This window comes from Lysinibacillus sp. SGAir0095 (genome assembly GCF_005491425.1).
GTDB lineage: Bacteria > Bacillota > Bacilli > Bacillales_A > Planococcaceae > Ureibacillus.
On sequence record NZ_CP028083.1, the window covers coordinates 1,874,347 to 1,889,879 of the forward strand.

Consider the following 15,533-nt stretch of genomic DNA (forward strand, 5'->3'; position numbering starts at 1 on the left):
CTATAAGAGATTTGGCTTCATATGTATTTTAGAGAAATAGTAATTTAAAGGCTTGAACACCAAAATACACACCAAATCCGATAAGGGAAAGACCTGAAATGGCCGAAATAACGCCGAGAAGCTTGGCAGTCAATATTTTCTTGAAGCTACTGGAGATAAATGCCATAGTTACATCCCAAATAAATAGCCCAACGAAAATAGCGGCGCTATATAAAATAACGTGGTCAAGATCATTGTTAGTAACTGTTTTGGCAAGGACAGAACCGAAAATACCTAGCCAGAACATCATCGATAGAGGGTTTGAAATGGAAAGTAAAAAACCATTAAAAAATGATTTTTTTAGTGAATTTCCTTTGATTTTATTCATTTTAATTTCTTTTCCTGCATTCACAATGCTGTCGACACCTGTAAAAATCAGTACAAAACAACCGAAGGACCATAGTAATGTTTGCATAAATGGTGTTTCAAGAAAGTGAAATACACCTAGATATACAATGGCCATATAAACAGCATCGGCTAACATTGCGCCTAATCCTACTAGCCATGCATGTCCAAAGCCACCATAAATACCCTTCGTAATCTGCGCAGCGTTTACTGGACCAATTGGAGCAGCAAGTGAAATTCCCAGTATTACGTAACCCAAAAAAGCACTCATTTCAAAACTCCTTTAGAAACTAAAAATGGTTTGTACCATCTTATTCGTTTTGGAGAAGAAGTAGGACAACTATTCTATACTTTTATAGCCTAAATACTTTTAAGGAGTACGATCAATGTCAGTTCATGTATATCAAACCTTTGAAATAAAACAAGAGAAATTTAAAGAAGCAATTGAAAACTTACAGGAAATTAAAAAATATCGTAACGAGCAATATGACCATGAGGTTGAAGTATTAATTCCAATCACGGGTTACGATTATACCTACGCTATTTTGGCATCCTATAACGGATTGGCTGAAATGGAATTTCAAGATAGAAAAATGTTTGACGATGAAGAATATTTAAAGTTGGTTGGAAAATTATTCCTGGAGCATGTTGTGCAGGGAACAATGGTTACTCAAATTTACCGAGGCATTAATAAAAAGGTTTCAAGTAAAGAAGAAAAATAAAAATTGAAATTGATGATAAATTGCGATCTTAGAAAAATCTACTATTAATATTAGCGAATAAATTAACCACATTTACTCAAAATAAGTTGACGGAGGTGAGTGAACAATGGAAAAAAGAAAATACAACAATAATCGTCAAAACCAAAACAATAATCGTGAAGAGTTTGCGGAGGAATTAGACTTTAACCGTAATCAAAACAACGAAGAGTTTGCAGAAGAAGCAAACTTCAACAATCGCAACCGTAATAACCAAAACCAAAACGATGACAACTGTGAAGGTTGCTAATTAAAAACGAAAACTTTGAATTTACACTGAACTTTAGTTGACCTAGAAAGAGCATTTATTCCGGGAAAAGGAATAAATGCTCTTTTAAATGGTTGGAAAGAAGAAATTATTGAAACTTTTCCAAAACAATCTCGTATTATTATTAATACAAAAATTTACATATTTTGTTTGGAAGGGTGTTCGTAATTGATTTCAGTAAGTATCCAAGAAGCAGGCTACCAACAAAACGAAGCTATAATTCGTAATATTGAATTTACAATCCCCAACGCCCAAATTGTTGGCATAATAGGAGGGAATGGTGCAGGAAAAAGTACAACAATTCAAACAATAATGGGGACTATTCCATATAGTAAACACAAGAGTGAACTCGAACCATATGGTTACGTACCTGAACGGCCAATATTATATGATTATTTAACTCTGTGGGAGCATATCCACTTATTAATTCAGTCAATCGGTCAGAAAAAAACTTTGTTAGAACAAAGGGCTAAAGAATTATGCAAGGTATTTAGGCTTGAAAACAAACTCAATGATTATCCAATCAAATTTTCTAAAGGGATGCAGCAAAAAGTAATGCTTATTTTAGCCTTTACGCCTAGGTATGACTTTTACATATTAGACGAACCCTTTATGGGACTGGATCCACAAGCAATTAGAAAACTTTTAATAATGATAAAAGAATGTAAAACTCTAAATGCGTCTTTTTTAATATCAACACATGCATTAGATACAGCTGAAAAACTTTGTGATTCATTTGTTTGTTTACATGATGGCAGAATGATTAAAACAGGTACATTAGCGGAATTACAAAAACATCGCTCTCAAACCTTGCTCGAAATTTTTGATGAATTAATAGAAGGTGTCGAAAATGCTGCTGTTTAAGAGTCGGCTCCATAGGCAATGGAAAGCCCACCTATCATTATTTAAAAGCATTGCGGATTGGACTATCTATCTTTATCTAATGATTCCCTTGTTTGCATTTGCTTATTATCTTTTAAGGGAGACTGTGTTTCAGCTAGATTATGGCTTTATTGAATATTTTCATCCTGGCATAGTAGTTTTCATTTTCATGTACTTAAGTAGTATCCTTATTATTCGTACATTTAGTGAACCAGCAGATAATCTTTTTTTAATACAGTCTTCAAAACAGTATGCTGCACTAAAACGGCTGGGGTTCTATTATTCTTTGATATGTAATTTGGTCTACTTGACAATCTTTTTTTCGCTGCTTTATCCATTATTTCGATATATTCATGATTTCTCTAGTGTTCAGTTAATCCAATTAGCTGTTTCTATCCTAAGCTGCTATTTGTTGGGTAAAATAGCTTTGTTACTAGCTTCAAGATGGCAGAAGTTTTTTACTTTATTATTCTTAAATGTATTGTTTTCAATTATAGTATTTTATGCAAATGTTTTGTCGATTGCATTCATGATAGCGTTACTGTTATTTAGTGTAATCATATATGAAAAACTTGGAATACAGACGCATAGATATTTTGAAAAACAAACACAATTGGATGTTGAAGCTTTTTATCGTTGGCAATCACGGATCTTCCTCATAAATCCGGAGTTAAAAACAATGAAATTACCTACACAAAAGTCAAAATCACCTTTGTTCTTCAAAAAAACGAAATCGAATAATAGTGTATCTGTATTAATCGAAATATTGTTAAAAACAATAGTACGAAAAAAGAGTTATATTTGGGGATATTTACGGATAATATGTATTGTTTTGCCACTCGTTTTAGTCGTTCCTTGGTGGGCTGCATATTTACTAATAATTATTATGTATTTCGGCTTGAAAACCTATATTGGAGCTATAATTGTTGAGATTAAAGAAAATGGCATTTTTAAAATAATTCATACCGCCGATCATGATTGGGAGGTAGCTATTAGAAAGGTAGAAGTATATAGTGTTAACTCGATATCTTTAGTTTATTTAGCGATTAGTACTTGCCGACTGCTCCTTTTCTAATTGTCAAAGAAATTGTCCCATAAACTAATTATTCTTAGTGAAATAAATGTTTAGCAATTTATGTTTAACATGTATAATACTAGAAAAGGAAATTTGGTGCTTCTATAATAATAATGCTGTCTTTTAGAGAAATTTAAAATGTATCTGATGGCAATATTTGAATCAAATTAAGGTAGACGCTAAATTAAATGTACAATGCTTAGTGAGTAGGCAGTTGTACATTTTTTGTGTGTATGAAAGCTTTTTTTAATAAATTTTATAGTGGTTAGGGGAATGAAAATATGATTTTGCTATAGATGCATATGCAAAATTAAAAAAACATCTAATTAAAGAAAGAGAGTATTACTTATGAATAAAAATACAAAGATTGTTCTAGCAATCTTATTAGGAAATTTGTTTATTGCATTTTTAGGTATTGGCCTAATTATTCCTGTTTTGCCAACGATCATGAATGAATTACAGATTTCTGGAACCGTTGTTGGTTATTTAACTGCTGCTTTTGCGTTAACTTCGCTTGTAGTATCACCAATTGCCGGCCGTTTTGCGGATAAATACGGACGTAAAATTATGATTATTTTAGGTTTAGCTACCTTTGCTGTATCGGAATTATTATTCGGTTTAGGGAAATCGGTAGAGGTATTATTTATTTCACGAATTTTGGGTGGAATCAGTGGTGCATTTATTATGCCGGCTGTTATGGCCTATATTGCCGATATTACGACGTTCGATACACGTCCAAAAGCACTGGGTTATATGTCTGCTGCAATTAGTACAGGTTTCATTATAGGACCTGGTGTTGGGGGCTTCCTTGCAGAAATCGGTACACGTGTTCCATTCTATTCGGCAGCTGTTTTAGGTGCTGTAGCAACAATATTGTCAATTCTTTTCTTAAAAGAACCTGAACGTGCAGTCCAACCTGAAGTAGTCGAAGAAACGGAATCAAAATCTCCGTTTAAAAAGATTTTAATACCCATGTTTTTAATAGCCTTTTTAATTTTATTCATTTCTTCCTTTGGTTTGGCGGTAGTGGAATCATTCATTAGCCTGTATACTGACCATAAATTTGGCTTTTCACCAGGAGATATCGCAGTAGTTATTACTGTGTCAGCTCTAATTGGTGCATTGTCGCAGGTGCTACTATTCGACCGTATGACTCAATGGTGGGGTGAAATCAAGTTAATTCGCCTTTGCTTAGTCATCTCTGCCATTTTTGTTTTTGCCTTAACGCAAGTATCCAGCTATATAATGATTATTTTAGTAATTACAATGTGCTTCGTTGGATTCGATTTGATCCGTCCAGCAGCGACTTCCTATCTCTCGAAAATTGCCGGGAATGATCAAGGCTTTGTTGGTGGAATGAACTCGATGTTTACCTCTCTTGCCAATGCGATTGGACCAATATTGGGGGGAATGCTATTTGATATCGATGTTGATTACCCATATTATTTAGCAACGGTATTTTTAGCGGTAGCTTTAGGGATAGCATTAGTCTGGAAAAAGCCAGAAATAAAGCCGATTATGGAAAGCGTAAATAACTCATAATAGGCACAAACTTTGAAATTCCAATGTTCTCATTGGTATAATATAGATTAGTGAGTAAATGAAAGAGGTAGATATTATGAACGCATATGATGAATACATGAAAGGCATTGTGCAACCAATGCGCCAAGAATTAGTAGATGCAGGTTTTACTGAATTAACGACACCTGATGATGTGAATGAATTTATGACGTCTGCAAATGGAGTTTCTCTAGTCGTTATAAACTCTGTGTGTGGTTGTGCAGCAGGTTTAGCACGTCCGGCAGTACGTCAAGCAATTGAAGAAGTGAAACCAGACCATTTAGTTACTGTTTTTGCAGGTCAAGATCGTGAAGCAACTACTGCAATGCGCGGTTTCTTTGAAGAAGTCCCAGCTAGTTCACCATCAGTTGCCATCTTAAAAGACGGTCAATTAGAGTACTTCATACCACGTGATCAAATCGAAGGCTATCCAGTGGAGCAAATCACTGAACATCTAACAGGTGTCTTAAAACAAGCATGTGCAAAGTAACGCTAGTAACAACTGCTGGAAGACCAGATGACCTATCGATGTCACTAGCAAAAAAGGCTTGTGAAGCTTTAAATTGCGAATTCGAACCGCGAAATAAGAGGTCCATTAACAAAATCAATCAGCTATTTGATGCAAATGTCATAGTTGCAGGTAAAAACCGCTATGAATACTATCCGAAAGGTGCGAATGCACCTTTCTTTTTTCATCCCAATTCTGCTGCTTTTCGGTTAAAGCGGGTGGCAAGAGGAGAATCCGATCCGTTTTTGGATGCGTGTAACTTAGAAGAGGGAGAATCCTTCCTGGATTGTACTTTAGGAATGGGTGCTGATTCGATGCTTGCTGCTTTTATAGTAGGGGAGGAAGGTAAAGTAGTCGGGTTAGAGGACGATGCAAATGTTGCATTTATCGTTCGAAATGGAATGAGAACCTACGATACTACTGAATTGCCTTTAACCAGTTGTATGCGTCAAATCCAAGTAGTACAAAGTGAAGCCGTTGAGTTTTTAAAACAACAGGCGGACAATACCTTTGATGTTGTTTACATGGATCCAATGTTTGAGGAAACTATAGAAGAATCCAATAATTTCGAAGCACTCCGGCAAGCTGGCAGTCACCTGCATTTGTCGAAAGAATGGATCGACGAAGCCTTGCGAGTTGCAAGAAAACGAGTGGTATTAAAAGCCCATTTTCGTTCAACGTTATTTGAGGAATTTGGATTTCAAAGAGAAATTCGGTTAACATCGAAGTTTCATTACGGGGTTTTAGTAAAAAATAGTTAGTATGGAAAAGTGATAGCGATGAATATTCATCGCTATTTTTTTGTGGACTTAGGGTTGTGTATGATTTCACGGTATATAAAAGATGGATGTAATTAAGCATGTGGATGGCTTTTTAATGTGTATGATGCTTCTTATGAATAGGAATTCACTATAGATTTTCGCATTGAATTGGAGTTTATCTAGCTGATGAAATGCATCTTGGATGAGATATTTCATAACAGTACATCTCGTTTAGTAGACAAAACTCACCCTATATTTTTTAATCAGGATCCTTTTTATAGAGTATTAATAAAAGTATCTTCCACTTAAAGTGCATCTAATGCAACTGAAGTACTCTTAAAAGATCACTTTGAGGCAAATGGAGAACTTTTTGAAAAGCATCTGCCACATAAAAGTTCTTCATCAAGTAAAAGAAGCACTTTATGATCCGAATTTCCCACAAAGAGTGCTTCATAAGCGTAAGAGGAGATAAGGAACTTTATGACCAACATCAACTCATTCCTCAACATATAACCTTGACTATCAACAAGTAGGCACTCTATCGAATATCTACTTATTCCACCCAATCAACAAAAAAATAGTGAAGAAATAAAATTCTTCACTATACTAACACATATTTATTATTTAAAATTCTTCTGTAAAAATAATTTTGTTCGTTCTGCTTGAGGATTCGAGAAGAATTGCTCTGGATTGTTTGTTTCAATGATTTCTCCGCCATCCATAAAGACAACGCGATCTGCAACCTCTCTGGCGAAGCCCATTTCGTGGGTTACAACTATCATGGTCATGCTTTCTTCAGCTAAATCCTTCATTACTTTTAATACTTCACCTGTTAATTCGGGGTCAAGTGCAGAAGTAGGTTCATCAAATAACAGAATATCTGGATTCAACATAAGAGCACGAGCAATAGCTACACGTTGTTTTTGACCGCCAGATAAATTAGAAGGGTAGGCATCGGATTTATCTGTTAAGCCTACTTTTTCTAATAAATCTTTTACATGATTTTCAATTTCTTCATGTGATTGAAGGTTAAGTAATTTTGGAGCCATTTCGAGATTTTGTTTTACTGTAAGGTGTGGGAATAGGTTGAAATGCTGAAACACCATTCCCATTTTACCGGTTACTTTTTTTATGTCCGCCGGTTTTACGTAAGTCCCATCTTTTACTAGATATTCATTTTCGATTTGAATACTTCCGCCATTTATTTGTTCTAAATTGATCAAGCTTCGTAATAATGTACTTTTCCCGGAACCTGATGGCCCAATAATTGCAACCACTTCATTTTTATTCATTGAAAACGAAATCTGCTTTAATACTTCGTTTATTCCGAAGGATTTTTTTAATTTTGAAACTTGGATTAGTGTCATGCTCATTTCACCTCTATTCAAATTTATATCGACGTTCTAACCATTTAAAGAATACCGTTAGGATTAATGTCATGATTAAGTAAATTACACCTGCAATGAAGTAGGGAACAATAGTAAAATCTCTGTTTACTGCTGTCTGAGCAAAGTGTAAAAGTTCAGGTACCGCAACTGCGTATAGAAGGGCAGTATCTTTGATTAGAGTAATCGATTCATTTGAAACAGCAGGTAAAGCAACACGGAACATTTGGGGTAAAATCACACGAGTTGTTGTTTGCCATTTCGATAACCCTAACACTTGAGCTGCCTCGTATTGTCCTTTATCAATTGCAAGTAAGCCACCCCGGAAAATTTCTGCGAAATAAGCGGCATAGTTCAATACAAATCCGATACATGCTGCAACAAAGCGGTCAAATACTAAGTATTCACCAACAATCGGTAGCATAGGTAAACCAAAGCATATTAATAAGAGCTGTAGTAAAAGTGGTGTACCACGCATTACGGTAATATAGCTGTAGGCAAGGTACGATAATGGCTTAAAGCTACTTTTTACAGCTAAAGTGAGCAAGAAACCAAGTGGAATTGAAACGATTATTGCAATGAAGAAAAGGAGTACAGTCATTTGGGCTCCTTCAAGCATTGGCCAAATAATTTTATTCCAATATTCAACCATAATGTCTCCTCCTTAAGGTTACCGACTAAATCGATAGTCGGTGTTGTTGGTTAGTCTTTTAATTCAATAAAAATCGGTCAAAAAGATAAGAGCTTCACATGGATATGGAAACTCTTATCAATTGATTTTCATTTAATTGGGTTGTTGTTTGACAATTATTTTAGAACGATGTCTTCTCCAAACCATTTTGTTGAAATCTCTGTTGAAGTACCATCTTCATTCATTGCATCTAAAGCAGCTTGTACTTCATTAAGAAGTTCTTCATTGCCTTTTTTAACACCAACAGCATATTTTTCAGGTGCTAGAGATTCTTCTAGGATTTTAAACGTATCAGGTTGTTGCGTCATAAAGTATTCACCAACAACTTTATCAATTACAACTGCTTCAATACGACCTGCTTTCAGGTCTGTCAGAGCTAAAACATTATCTTTGTATTCGTTTAACGATACTTTTTCGCTAATTGGATTGGCGTTTAAAGCATCTAGAGCTGATGATAAAGCCTGAATCCCAATTTGTTTATCTGCAAGATCATTTAATGTAGCGATTTTAGAATCTGCAACAGTCATGACAACTTGAGCATTTTCTAGATAAGGTTCTGTAAATAATACTTTCTCTTTTCGTTCTTCAGTAACTGTATAGCCATTCCAGATTAAATCAATACGTCCACTGCTTAATTCAGATTCTTTTGTAGACCAATCGATTGGCTGGAACTTTACCTCAACGCCCATATGATCTGCAGCGGCAGTTGCTAAATCAATATCAAATCCGACGATTTCATTGTTATCATCGCGGAATCCCATCGGTGCAAAAGTATCGTCAATTCCGATAACTAAAGTTTCTTTACCAGATGAAGAACTTTCTGTTTTTTCATCTGCTCCACAAGCAGCAACAATCGTTAAGATCATTGCTAGGATAAAAACTAGTGAAAATTTACGTTTCATAATCATCTGTCTCCTTGATGTCTTTATATATTTTTCTATTTGATCGCGAGCGACGCTTTCACTCACTAAATTACTAACGTGTTAAAGAATAGCATATTGATAGATTTGTGTCAATAAAGCTCGAATTCAATTAATAGAAGTCGTATTATTCAGACAAAAAATTTCTAAGTTTCAATTATATGTTGTGAAATCAAAGAGTATCAATGGATTTTACTTTACACATAAATTATGATATAGTACTTATATGCAATTTTTAGGTTTGATGTAGATAAATTTGGCGTTTCGCTAGAGTTTTTAAAGATACTTATTCACACTGGCGCAAGTAGAGGCTTGCAAGGACGCAAAAGTAGGTAGGGTTTGCGTTGCTTAGGTTAGAAAGCGTTTAGTGGAATTTTACCGCGGTTGGTAGATGCAAGTGTTTGCATCTTTTCATAAAATTCCCCTGATGATAGGGTTGAGACATTTTTTATTTATATTTTTCCATAGAAATGCTAAAGGGGTATCCGAGAAATTCGGATACCCCTTGTCCAATTTTTTGAGCAAAAAAGGCTACTGATTGCAGTAGCTTTTACCATGTGAATTAGTCAGTAAAGCACATAGATGTTAAGTAACCTAGTAATAGTAATAAACCAAATCCTGCTGCGATTTCCATACTGTAAACCTCCCTTGATAAAAAAAACACGCTTTATTTACAATATTATTGTACAATGAAATAGAAAAAGATGAAACCTTTTAATGATTGAAACGTATTAGTTAATAGAAGGTTTTTACAAAATTGTGCGATATTGAAGGTGATTCCATGAAAAAATGGTTACAGAAAACACTTGTAATAACAGTAGCATTATTAACATTTGGATTAATTACACCGAATCATGAAATTTGGGATAATCTAGATAACGGCCAATCTAATAATGGTTCAGAGGGTACTAATGTAGCCAGCAATACAACCGAACCAACATCAACTCTCGTCGAAGATAGTTTTTCCAATCTAGAAACGATTGATACGCCAGATATAGAACCTATATTAGTCGCAGCAAAAGAACAATCATACATAAAATTTGGTTCAAGAATTGCTCCTGTGATCAGTAATGAATTCGAAAACAGAATCTACCCAAAACTAGAAGAAGTAATTGAGTTGACATTATCAGGTCTAGATGGAGATTCGTTTAAATACTTAGCAATTTCAAATCAGCCAAGTGGTGAATACAATGAAAAAATATTTAATATTTCAGATGGGACAAGCGGAAAAGATCTAATCCGGTTCCACGTCCGCACTGAAAAGCGTCCACAAGACGGCTATTACTATAACTTTCATTATCACACTTCAGAAGACAATTTTATCGCACACCATTCTTTAGGTGAAATTTATTGGAGTAAAAACACACCTCCGAAATGGTTATCCTAAAATAACGTAAACACTCGTAGTTATCTATGAGTGTTTTTTTGTATTAAAAATTTAGTATTACCTATGTTTAAAATTGGATTTTTGCTTAAAGGAAAAGTTGGTTTAAATTTGATTGTTTAACCAAAAGTGAAGTTGGTAATAATAGGGTTTATAGGGAATTATGGGTAGGTTTATAAAAAATAGGAGGAAGAATAGATGAGTAAAAATTTTAAGTTATTGTATGATATAAGACAAATTAAGAAGTTCTTTGATGGTGCTTTAAATCTGGATATTTACGATGCACATACCATGGGGAATTATGTAAAAAGGAACACCAAGGATTTAAGTGTCTCAGAACTTGAAATTATGATGAACACAATTCAAGAAGTAATAGAAAATAAAAAATCGATTCAATCATTCTTTGTAAGCTTATTTAACGGTATAATTGTAATCATTGCTGTTCTTATAGCTTCTTATATGTCAGGCTATGTACTAATAAATAATGAATTAATTGAAGCGGACGTATCAGTTGCAATGGATTATTTAAATCAATTTCTGATGTTTATCACTTTCTTTGGTATTGTATATGTACTATTATTTGCCTTTTATTTTTATTGGAAAAATAGAGCAGGAAGAATGCGAAATAAATTATACGATACAGTTAAAATAACAATAAATATTAAGAACAATGTATACTAGCATCCTAAAACAGGATGCTTTTTTGGATTAGGTAAATTAATCATTTTTAGACTTCCTTTTGAACTCTTGTTATTGATAGCAATGCTATTGCACAATTCAAAATCCAACGAATTTAAATGTCAATGATTCACCTTCCTTATGCTTATATTTTGCTCAATTGGAACTATTTTATTGGCCAATTGAGTTGAGACATGATGAATAACTTTTGCATAAGATGAGTAAATTACAATTAAATAATTTATTTTGTTTTGAATAGTGAAAAATTTATCATTTCAAGGTAAAATAAAGATATAACATTTTGAGGAGGATGCCGATGATAACCGGTCAGTTAGAGCGAGCGTTTCAATTAGCAGAGAAACATAAACTCGACGTAAGCACAATTTTGGAGTTAAACAAAATTATTATGAAGGAGGTCAATTCATCTCCTAAAACTGAAGAAAAAATTCTGCAACAAATTCTTCAAATTCTTGAAAATAACAAACAAATTTTACGGGAGGCAACATAACAATTGGAAAAACAACTTGAATTGTATGATGATTTAGACACATTTGATTAAAGGCGCTGCTCAGCATGTAATGGTAATACGAGCAGCGCCTTTTTTATTTTATCTAAAAACATACGGATTTAAAGGTGTCATCAGTACGTTAGATGTTATCGTTCTTGAAAAATCAAAAATTTTTCTTTTTATTGACTAATAATTTCGAATTTTGTTAATATAATGAAAAGTTTTGGTGGAGGAGGTTGTTTCTATGTCTAAATTACAAGAGTTTCAAGTGATTTCTCGCCATATGCAGCTTGCTTGGGAAAAGAATGAACAAACCGTATTAGTAATTTTAGCCGATGCAAAAGGTTCTGCGTACCGTTTACCAGGTACGAAAATGCTGATGACTTCTGGCGGGACGATGGTCGGTACAATTAGTGGTGGTTGTTTGGAAAACGATTTATATGAATGGGCTTTAAAAGTTTTTAAAAGTAATCAAATCATGACTTTACAATATGATCTAAGCGAAACCGAAATTTGGAGCTTGGGAATTGGTTGTAAAGGAAATTTGGAATTTATTTTTCTCCCAATCCAACCTCAAAATCTTCTTTTCAATAAAATTAATGAATTTTTATCCCTTAATCTTCCTTTTACTTTTATAATAGATATGGAAAACGGTGAAATGGCTGCTCTAGAGACAGGTAATCCCGAAGTTCACAATAAGGCCAATTTTCCAATAGACATTTTAGAATATGCAGATTCTGCTATTCCTAAGCAAACTCGAGCAGAAATCGTTTTAAACAAAGATAAGCGATATTATATGGATGTAGTAAAACCGAGTGAGAGATTAATAATAGCCGGAGCAGGCAAAGATGCTATTCCTGTCGTTGATTTAGCATGGAGAGCAGGGTTTTCAGTTACTGTATTAGATACCCGTGCTCACTTTAATAACGAACAATATTTTCCTGGGGCAACTCATCTTACGCAGGAGTTAGAAAGTCTTTTAAAAGAAGAGCTCGTCAATTGCTGGTGGATTATTATGAATCATCATCAAGAAAAGGATGAAGAAAGCCTAAAATTGGCCATCGAAACATCACCTCAATATATAGGCGTTTTGGGTCCCACATATCGAACGAACGAAATGCTCTCAAATATTGGTTATTCTCTTGAGAGTGCGCCAATACACTCCCCAATAGGCTTAGATCTTGGTGCAGAATCGAGTGATGAAGTGGCTATTAGTATCATTTCAGAGCTAATGAGCATAAGAGCTGGTCGTTCGCAAAATCATTTACATGGGATAGGGAAAATACATGTGTAAAATAGGTGCTATTATATTAGCAGCTGGTCAATCTGCTCGTATGGGGAAACCCAAGCTGTTTTTACCTTATTTAAATGCTCCACTTATACATTATCCTGTTTCGGTAGCGGTGTCGCAAAAATTTAAGCCAATCATAGTTGTTGGAGGAAAATACTTTCAACAGTTACAATTGGAATTAAGTGAATTTTCGAATCAAATAGCAATCGTTCATAACCCTGAATATGAAAGGGGTATGTCTTCTTCTTTAAAAGCTGGTATCAATGCAATAGATGCGGAAGTGGATGGAGTTTTCATTTTTTTAGGTGATCAGCCATTTGTTTCAAATGATGTTGTTCAAAATCTAATTCATGTTTATAGGCAAAACAAGAAAAAAGGTATAAAAATCATTCGTCCACGATATGCCACGCAGCACGGACATCCGATTTTATTTGATAAGAGCTTATTCCATGAATTTCAGTCCTTAAAAGGAGATGAAGGAGGGAAAAGTATTATTAAAGCAAATGAAGATAAATTAATAGTTGTTGACTTTGAAAATACTAGATTGAATTTAGATATTGATACCCCACAAGAGTACGAATCTCTTTTTCAATCATAACTAAAGGAGTGTGGTGCAGTATGACAATTATGGATTCGCTAAATAGACCACTCCGTGATTTACGAATTTCCGTTATGGATCAATGTAATCTTCGCTGTACGTATTGCATGCCAAAAGAAGTTTTTGGAGCAGATTATTCTTTTCTTCCTGCTGAAAAGTTATTAACATTTAACGAGATTGAGAATCTAGTAAGGATTTTTGCTCATTTAGGTGTGAAAAAGATTCGGTTAACTGGTGGAGAACCTCTGCTCAGAAAGGATTTACCTCTTCTGATTGAACAAGTTAATAAAATTCAAGGGATAGAAGATGTTGCCCTGACTACAAATGGAATTCTATTGGGGCATTATGCACAAAAGTTAAAGGATGCTGGTTTAAAGCGTATTAATGTTAGTGTAGATAGTCTTAGTCCGACGAATTATGGCAAGATGAATGGACGGAACTTTCCCATAACAAGGGTTTTAAAGTCCATTGAACAAGCCGCTTCTTTGGGGCTAAAAATTAAAATTAACATGGTGGTGCAAAGGGGATTAAATGAAGTAGATATAGTGCCACTAGCGAAATATTGTTATGAAAAAGGGTATACTTTGAGATTCATTGAGTTTATGGATGTGGGTAATACCAACGGGTGGGATATGGAAAAGGTTGTACCAAGTAAAGAAATTCTAAACAACCTTCAAGAAGTAATGCCACTTGAACCAGTTGAACCGGATTATTTGGGCGAAGTTGCAAAACGGTATCGATATAAGAATACGGATACGGAAGTGGGCTTTATTTCATCTATATCTGAAAGCTTCTGTTCATCCTGTAACCGAGCAAGAATTTCAGCAGATGGAAAGTTATTTACATGCTTATTTGCTACACAGGGGACTGATTTAGTCGGTTTAATAAGAAATAAAGATCTAACAGATGAGGACATAGCACTTTCTATTTCAAACCTTTGGAATAAAAGAGAAGACCGCTATTCAGACCAAAGAGTCGAGTTAAGTAAAAAACCATCAAAAAAGAAGATTGAAATGTCTTATATAGGAGGCTGACTCTTCTTTTTTAAAGGGGAATTTTATGAAAAAACGAGTGTATATATGTTTTGTTTTTTTAGCTGTTGTTATGGGTGGGTGCTCTTATTCCAGTACAGAAAAGGAAGATCCCATTGTATTAACAATCTCAGCAGCATCTAGTTTGCAAGATGTGTTAAAGGCAATTTCCGAAGAGTTTCAAAAAAAGCATACAAACATTGAGATCCAATATAATTTCGGAGCTTCTGGCTCTCTAGCAAAGCAAATTGAACAAGGAGCACCTGTTGATTTGTTTTTTTCCGCCTCAAGTGAGAAATTCAATGACTTAATTTCAAAAGAACTTATTCAAGAAAGTGCTACGTTTATTAGTAATCAACTTGTTTTAATAACTGCTGAAGATGGGGAATTACAGCTAGAAAAAATTGAAGATTTAATTTCAGATGAAGTCCATAAAGTTTCGATTGGTTCCCCATCTATTGTCCCTGCAGGCACTTATGCAAAACAATCATTAGATCAATTAAATTTATGGCCAAAAATTGAAAGTAAGATAGTTTATGCAAAGGATGTTAGACAAGTTCTAACATATGTGGAAACGGGGAATGTAGCTGCTGGGTTTGTCTATAAAACAGATGCCATTGTCTCAGAAAATGTAAAGATTATCACGACTGTCGATGAAGAAAGCCATGATTTAATTACATATCCTGTCGGAATTCTTAAAAATACGGGTTCCCTTTCAGAAGCAAAACAATTTTATGATTTTTTACAGAGTGCAGAAGTAAAGGAGATCTGGATTAAATACGGATTTACATACATTCAATAAATTAACAATTTTAGACGCATTCATCGAGGTAACGAAGGGTGCAATATAA

Annotated in this window: 18 protein-coding genes; 14 read left to right on the plus strand and 4 right to left on the minus strand. The window is 34.4% G+C overall.

The features are described 5' to 3' along the window. Window positions 1-28: 28 nt before the first annotated feature. Window positions 29-655, minus strand: a complete 627-nt coding sequence (locus C1N55_RS09205; protein WP_137728549.1) for a LysE family transporter — start codon at window positions 653-655, stop codon at window positions 29-31. 115 nt (window positions 656-770) lie between these two features. On the opposite strand from C1N55_RS09205, the gene C1N55_RS09210 reads away from it, so the two are divergent. From C1N55_RS09210 to C1N55_RS09240, 7 genes are all read left to right on the plus strand, one after another. Next, window positions 771-1,106, plus strand: a complete 336-nt coding sequence (locus C1N55_RS09210; protein WP_137728550.1) for a 2-hydroxyacyl-CoA dehydratase — start codon at window positions 771-773, stop codon at window positions 1,104-1,106. Between the two features lie 106 nt (window positions 1,107-1,212). Further along, entirely contained in the window at window positions 1,213-1,392 is a 180-nt protein-coding gene (locus C1N55_RS09215) for a hypothetical protein (protein ID WP_137728551.1), read from the plus strand. 186 nt (window positions 1,393-1,578) lie between these two features. Beyond that, the gene (locus C1N55_RS09220; RefSeq protein WP_137728552.1) at window positions 1,579-2,274 is read left to right on the plus strand and encodes an ABC transporter ATP-binding protein; all 696 of its coding nucleotides are present in this window, start codon (window positions 1,579-1,581) and stop codon (window positions 2,272-2,274) included. Then, window positions 2,261-3,367: an ABC transporter permease gene (locus tag C1N55_RS09225; RefSeq protein WP_137728553.1), complete on the plus strand. Its 1,107-nt coding sequence runs from the start codon at window positions 2,261-2,263 to the stop codon at window positions 3,365-3,367. Before C1N55_RS09220 ends, C1N55_RS09225 begins: the two co-directional genes overlap by 14 nt. Before the next feature lie 348 nt (window positions 3,368-3,715). After that, entirely contained in the window at window positions 3,716-4,909 is a 1,194-nt protein-coding gene (locus tag C1N55_RS09230; protein ID WP_137728554.1) for an MFS transporter, read from the plus strand. A gap of 76 nt (window positions 4,910-4,985) precedes the next feature. Beyond that, window positions 4,986-5,417 (plus strand): BrxA/BrxB family bacilliredoxin, encoded by a 432-nt coding sequence (locus C1N55_RS09235; RefSeq protein ID WP_137728555.1) that lies wholly within the window; start codon window positions 4,986-4,988, stop codon window positions 5,415-5,417. Then, window positions 5,405-6,196: a class I SAM-dependent methyltransferase gene (locus C1N55_RS09240; protein ID WP_137728556.1), complete on the plus strand. Its 792-nt coding sequence runs from the start codon at window positions 5,405-5,407 to the stop codon at window positions 6,194-6,196. Before C1N55_RS09235 ends, C1N55_RS09240 begins: the two co-directional genes overlap by 13 nt. A gap of 620 nt (window positions 6,197-6,816) precedes the next feature. Here C1N55_RS09240 and C1N55_RS09245 read toward each other — a convergent pair. The 3 genes from C1N55_RS09245 to C1N55_RS09255 form a co-directional block, all read right to left on the minus strand. Further along, complete coding sequence (locus tag C1N55_RS09245; RefSeq protein WP_137728557.1) at window positions 6,817-7,563, minus strand: amino acid ABC transporter ATP-binding protein; 747 nt, start codon at window positions 7,561-7,563, stop codon at window positions 6,817-6,819. A 13-nt stretch (window positions 7,564-7,576) separates the two neighbouring features. Continuing rightward, a complete protein-coding gene (locus C1N55_RS09250) occupies window positions 7,577-8,233 on the minus strand; it encodes an amino acid ABC transporter permease (RefSeq protein ID WP_137728558.1) in 657 nt (218 codons plus the stop codon). Window positions 8,234-8,388: 155 nt separating this feature from the next. Next, window positions 8,389-9,174 (minus strand): amino acid ABC transporter substrate-binding protein, encoded by a 786-nt coding sequence (locus C1N55_RS09255; protein WP_137728559.1) that lies wholly within the window; start codon window positions 9,172-9,174, stop codon window positions 8,389-8,391. Window positions 9,175-9,973: 799 nt separating this feature from the next. Between C1N55_RS09255 and C1N55_RS09260 the strand changes: the two genes are divergently transcribed. The 7 genes from C1N55_RS09260 to modA all read left to right on the plus strand — a co-directional run bounded on the left by C1N55_RS09260 (window position 9,974) and on the right by modA (window position 15,484). Beyond that, window positions 9,974-10,579, plus strand: a complete 606-nt coding sequence (locus C1N55_RS09260; RefSeq protein ID WP_137728560.1) for a YpjP family protein — start codon at window positions 9,974-9,976, stop codon at window positions 10,577-10,579. A gap of 195 nt (window positions 10,580-10,774) precedes the next feature. Next, complete coding sequence (locus C1N55_RS09265) at window positions 10,775-11,257, plus strand: hypothetical protein (protein ID WP_137728561.1); 483 nt, start codon at window positions 10,775-10,777, stop codon at window positions 11,255-11,257. 313 nt (window positions 11,258-11,570) lie between these two features. Continuing rightward, complete coding sequence (locus tag C1N55_RS09270) at window positions 11,571-11,762, plus strand: ABC transporter permease (protein ID WP_137728562.1); 192 nt, start codon at window positions 11,571-11,573, stop codon at window positions 11,760-11,762. A 244-nt stretch (window positions 11,763-12,006) separates the two neighbouring features. After that, complete coding sequence (locus tag C1N55_RS09275) at window positions 12,007-13,056, plus strand: XdhC family protein (protein WP_137728563.1); 1,050 nt, start codon at window positions 12,007-12,009, stop codon at window positions 13,054-13,056. Then, complete coding sequence (locus tag C1N55_RS09280; protein WP_137728564.1) at window positions 13,049-13,651, plus strand: nucleotidyltransferase family protein; 603 nt, start codon at window positions 13,049-13,051, stop codon at window positions 13,649-13,651. The genes C1N55_RS09275 and C1N55_RS09280 overlap by 8 nt, the downstream gene beginning before the upstream one ends. A 20-nt stretch (window positions 13,652-13,671) precedes the next feature. Then, complete coding sequence (gene moaA, locus C1N55_RS09285; RefSeq protein ID WP_137728565.1) at window positions 13,672-14,685, plus strand: GTP 3',8-cyclase MoaA; 1,014 nt, start codon at window positions 13,672-13,674, stop codon at window positions 14,683-14,685. Between the two features lie 25 nt (window positions 14,686-14,710). Further along, on the plus strand, window positions 14,711-15,484 hold the full coding sequence (gene modA, locus C1N55_RS09290; RefSeq protein ID WP_137728566.1) for a molybdate ABC transporter substrate-binding protein: 774 nt from the start codon (window positions 14,711-14,713) through the stop codon (window positions 15,482-15,484). Window positions 15,485-15,533 lie beyond the last annotated feature (49 nt).

Bases quoted from the DNA above. Each gene is read 5' to 3' on its own strand.
- modA (WP_137728566.1), top strand. From the start codon at position 14,711: ATGAAAAAACGAGTGTATATATGTTTTGTTTTTTTAGCTGTTGTTATG.
- C1N55_RS09275 (WP_137728563.1), top strand. From the start codon at position 12,007: ATGTCTAAATTACAAGAGTTTCAAGTGATTTCTCGCCATATGCAGCTT.
- C1N55_RS09240 (WP_137728556.1), top strand. From the start codon at position 5,405: ATGTGCAAAGTAACGCTAGTAACAACTGCTGGAAGACCAGATGACCTA.
- C1N55_RS09280 (WP_137728564.1), top strand. From the start codon at position 13,049: ATGTGTAAAATAGGTGCTATTATATTAGCAGCTGGTCAATCTGCTCGT.
- C1N55_RS09225 (WP_137728553.1), top strand. From the start codon at position 2,261: ATGCTGCTGTTTAAGAGTCGGCTCCATAGGCAATGGAAAGCCCACCTA.
- C1N55_RS09230 (WP_137728554.1), top strand. From the start codon at position 3,716: ATGAATAAAAATACAAAGATTGTTCTAGCAATCTTATTAGGAAATTTG.
- C1N55_RS09255 (WP_137728559.1), bottom strand. From the start codon at position 9,174: ATGAAACGTAAATTTTCACTAGTTTTTATCCTAGCAATGATCTTAACG.
- C1N55_RS09265 (WP_137728561.1), top strand. From the start codon at position 10,775: ATGAGTAAAAATTTTAAGTTATTGTATGATATAAGACAAATTAAGAAG.
- C1N55_RS09245 (WP_137728557.1), bottom strand. From the start codon at position 7,563: ATGACACTAATCCAAGTTTCAAAATTAAAAAAATCCTTCGGAATAAAC.
- C1N55_RS09205 (WP_137728549.1), bottom strand. From the start codon at position 655: ATGAGTGCTTTTTTGGGTTACGTAATACTGGGAATTTCACTTGCTGCT.
- C1N55_RS09215 (WP_137728551.1), top strand. From the start codon at position 1,213: ATGGAAAAAAGAAAATACAACAATAATCGTCAAAACCAAAACAATAAT.
- C1N55_RS09250 (WP_137728558.1), bottom strand. From the start codon at position 8,233: ATGGTTGAATATTGGAATAAAATTATTTGGCCAATGCTTGAAGGAGCC.
- C1N55_RS09210 (WP_137728550.1), top strand. From the start codon at position 771: ATGTCAGTTCATGTATATCAAACCTTTGAAATAAAACAAGAGAAATTT.
- moaA (WP_137728565.1), top strand. From the start codon at position 13,672: ATGACAATTATGGATTCGCTAAATAGACCACTCCGTGATTTACGAATT.
- C1N55_RS09270 (WP_137728562.1), top strand. From the start codon at position 11,571: ATGATAACCGGTCAGTTAGAGCGAGCGTTTCAATTAGCAGAGAAACAT.
- C1N55_RS09260 (WP_137728560.1), top strand. From the start codon at position 9,974: ATGAAAAAATGGTTACAGAAAACACTTGTAATAACAGTAGCATTATTA.
- C1N55_RS09235 (WP_137728555.1), top strand. From the start codon at position 4,986: ATGAACGCATATGATGAATACATGAAAGGCATTGTGCAACCAATGCGC.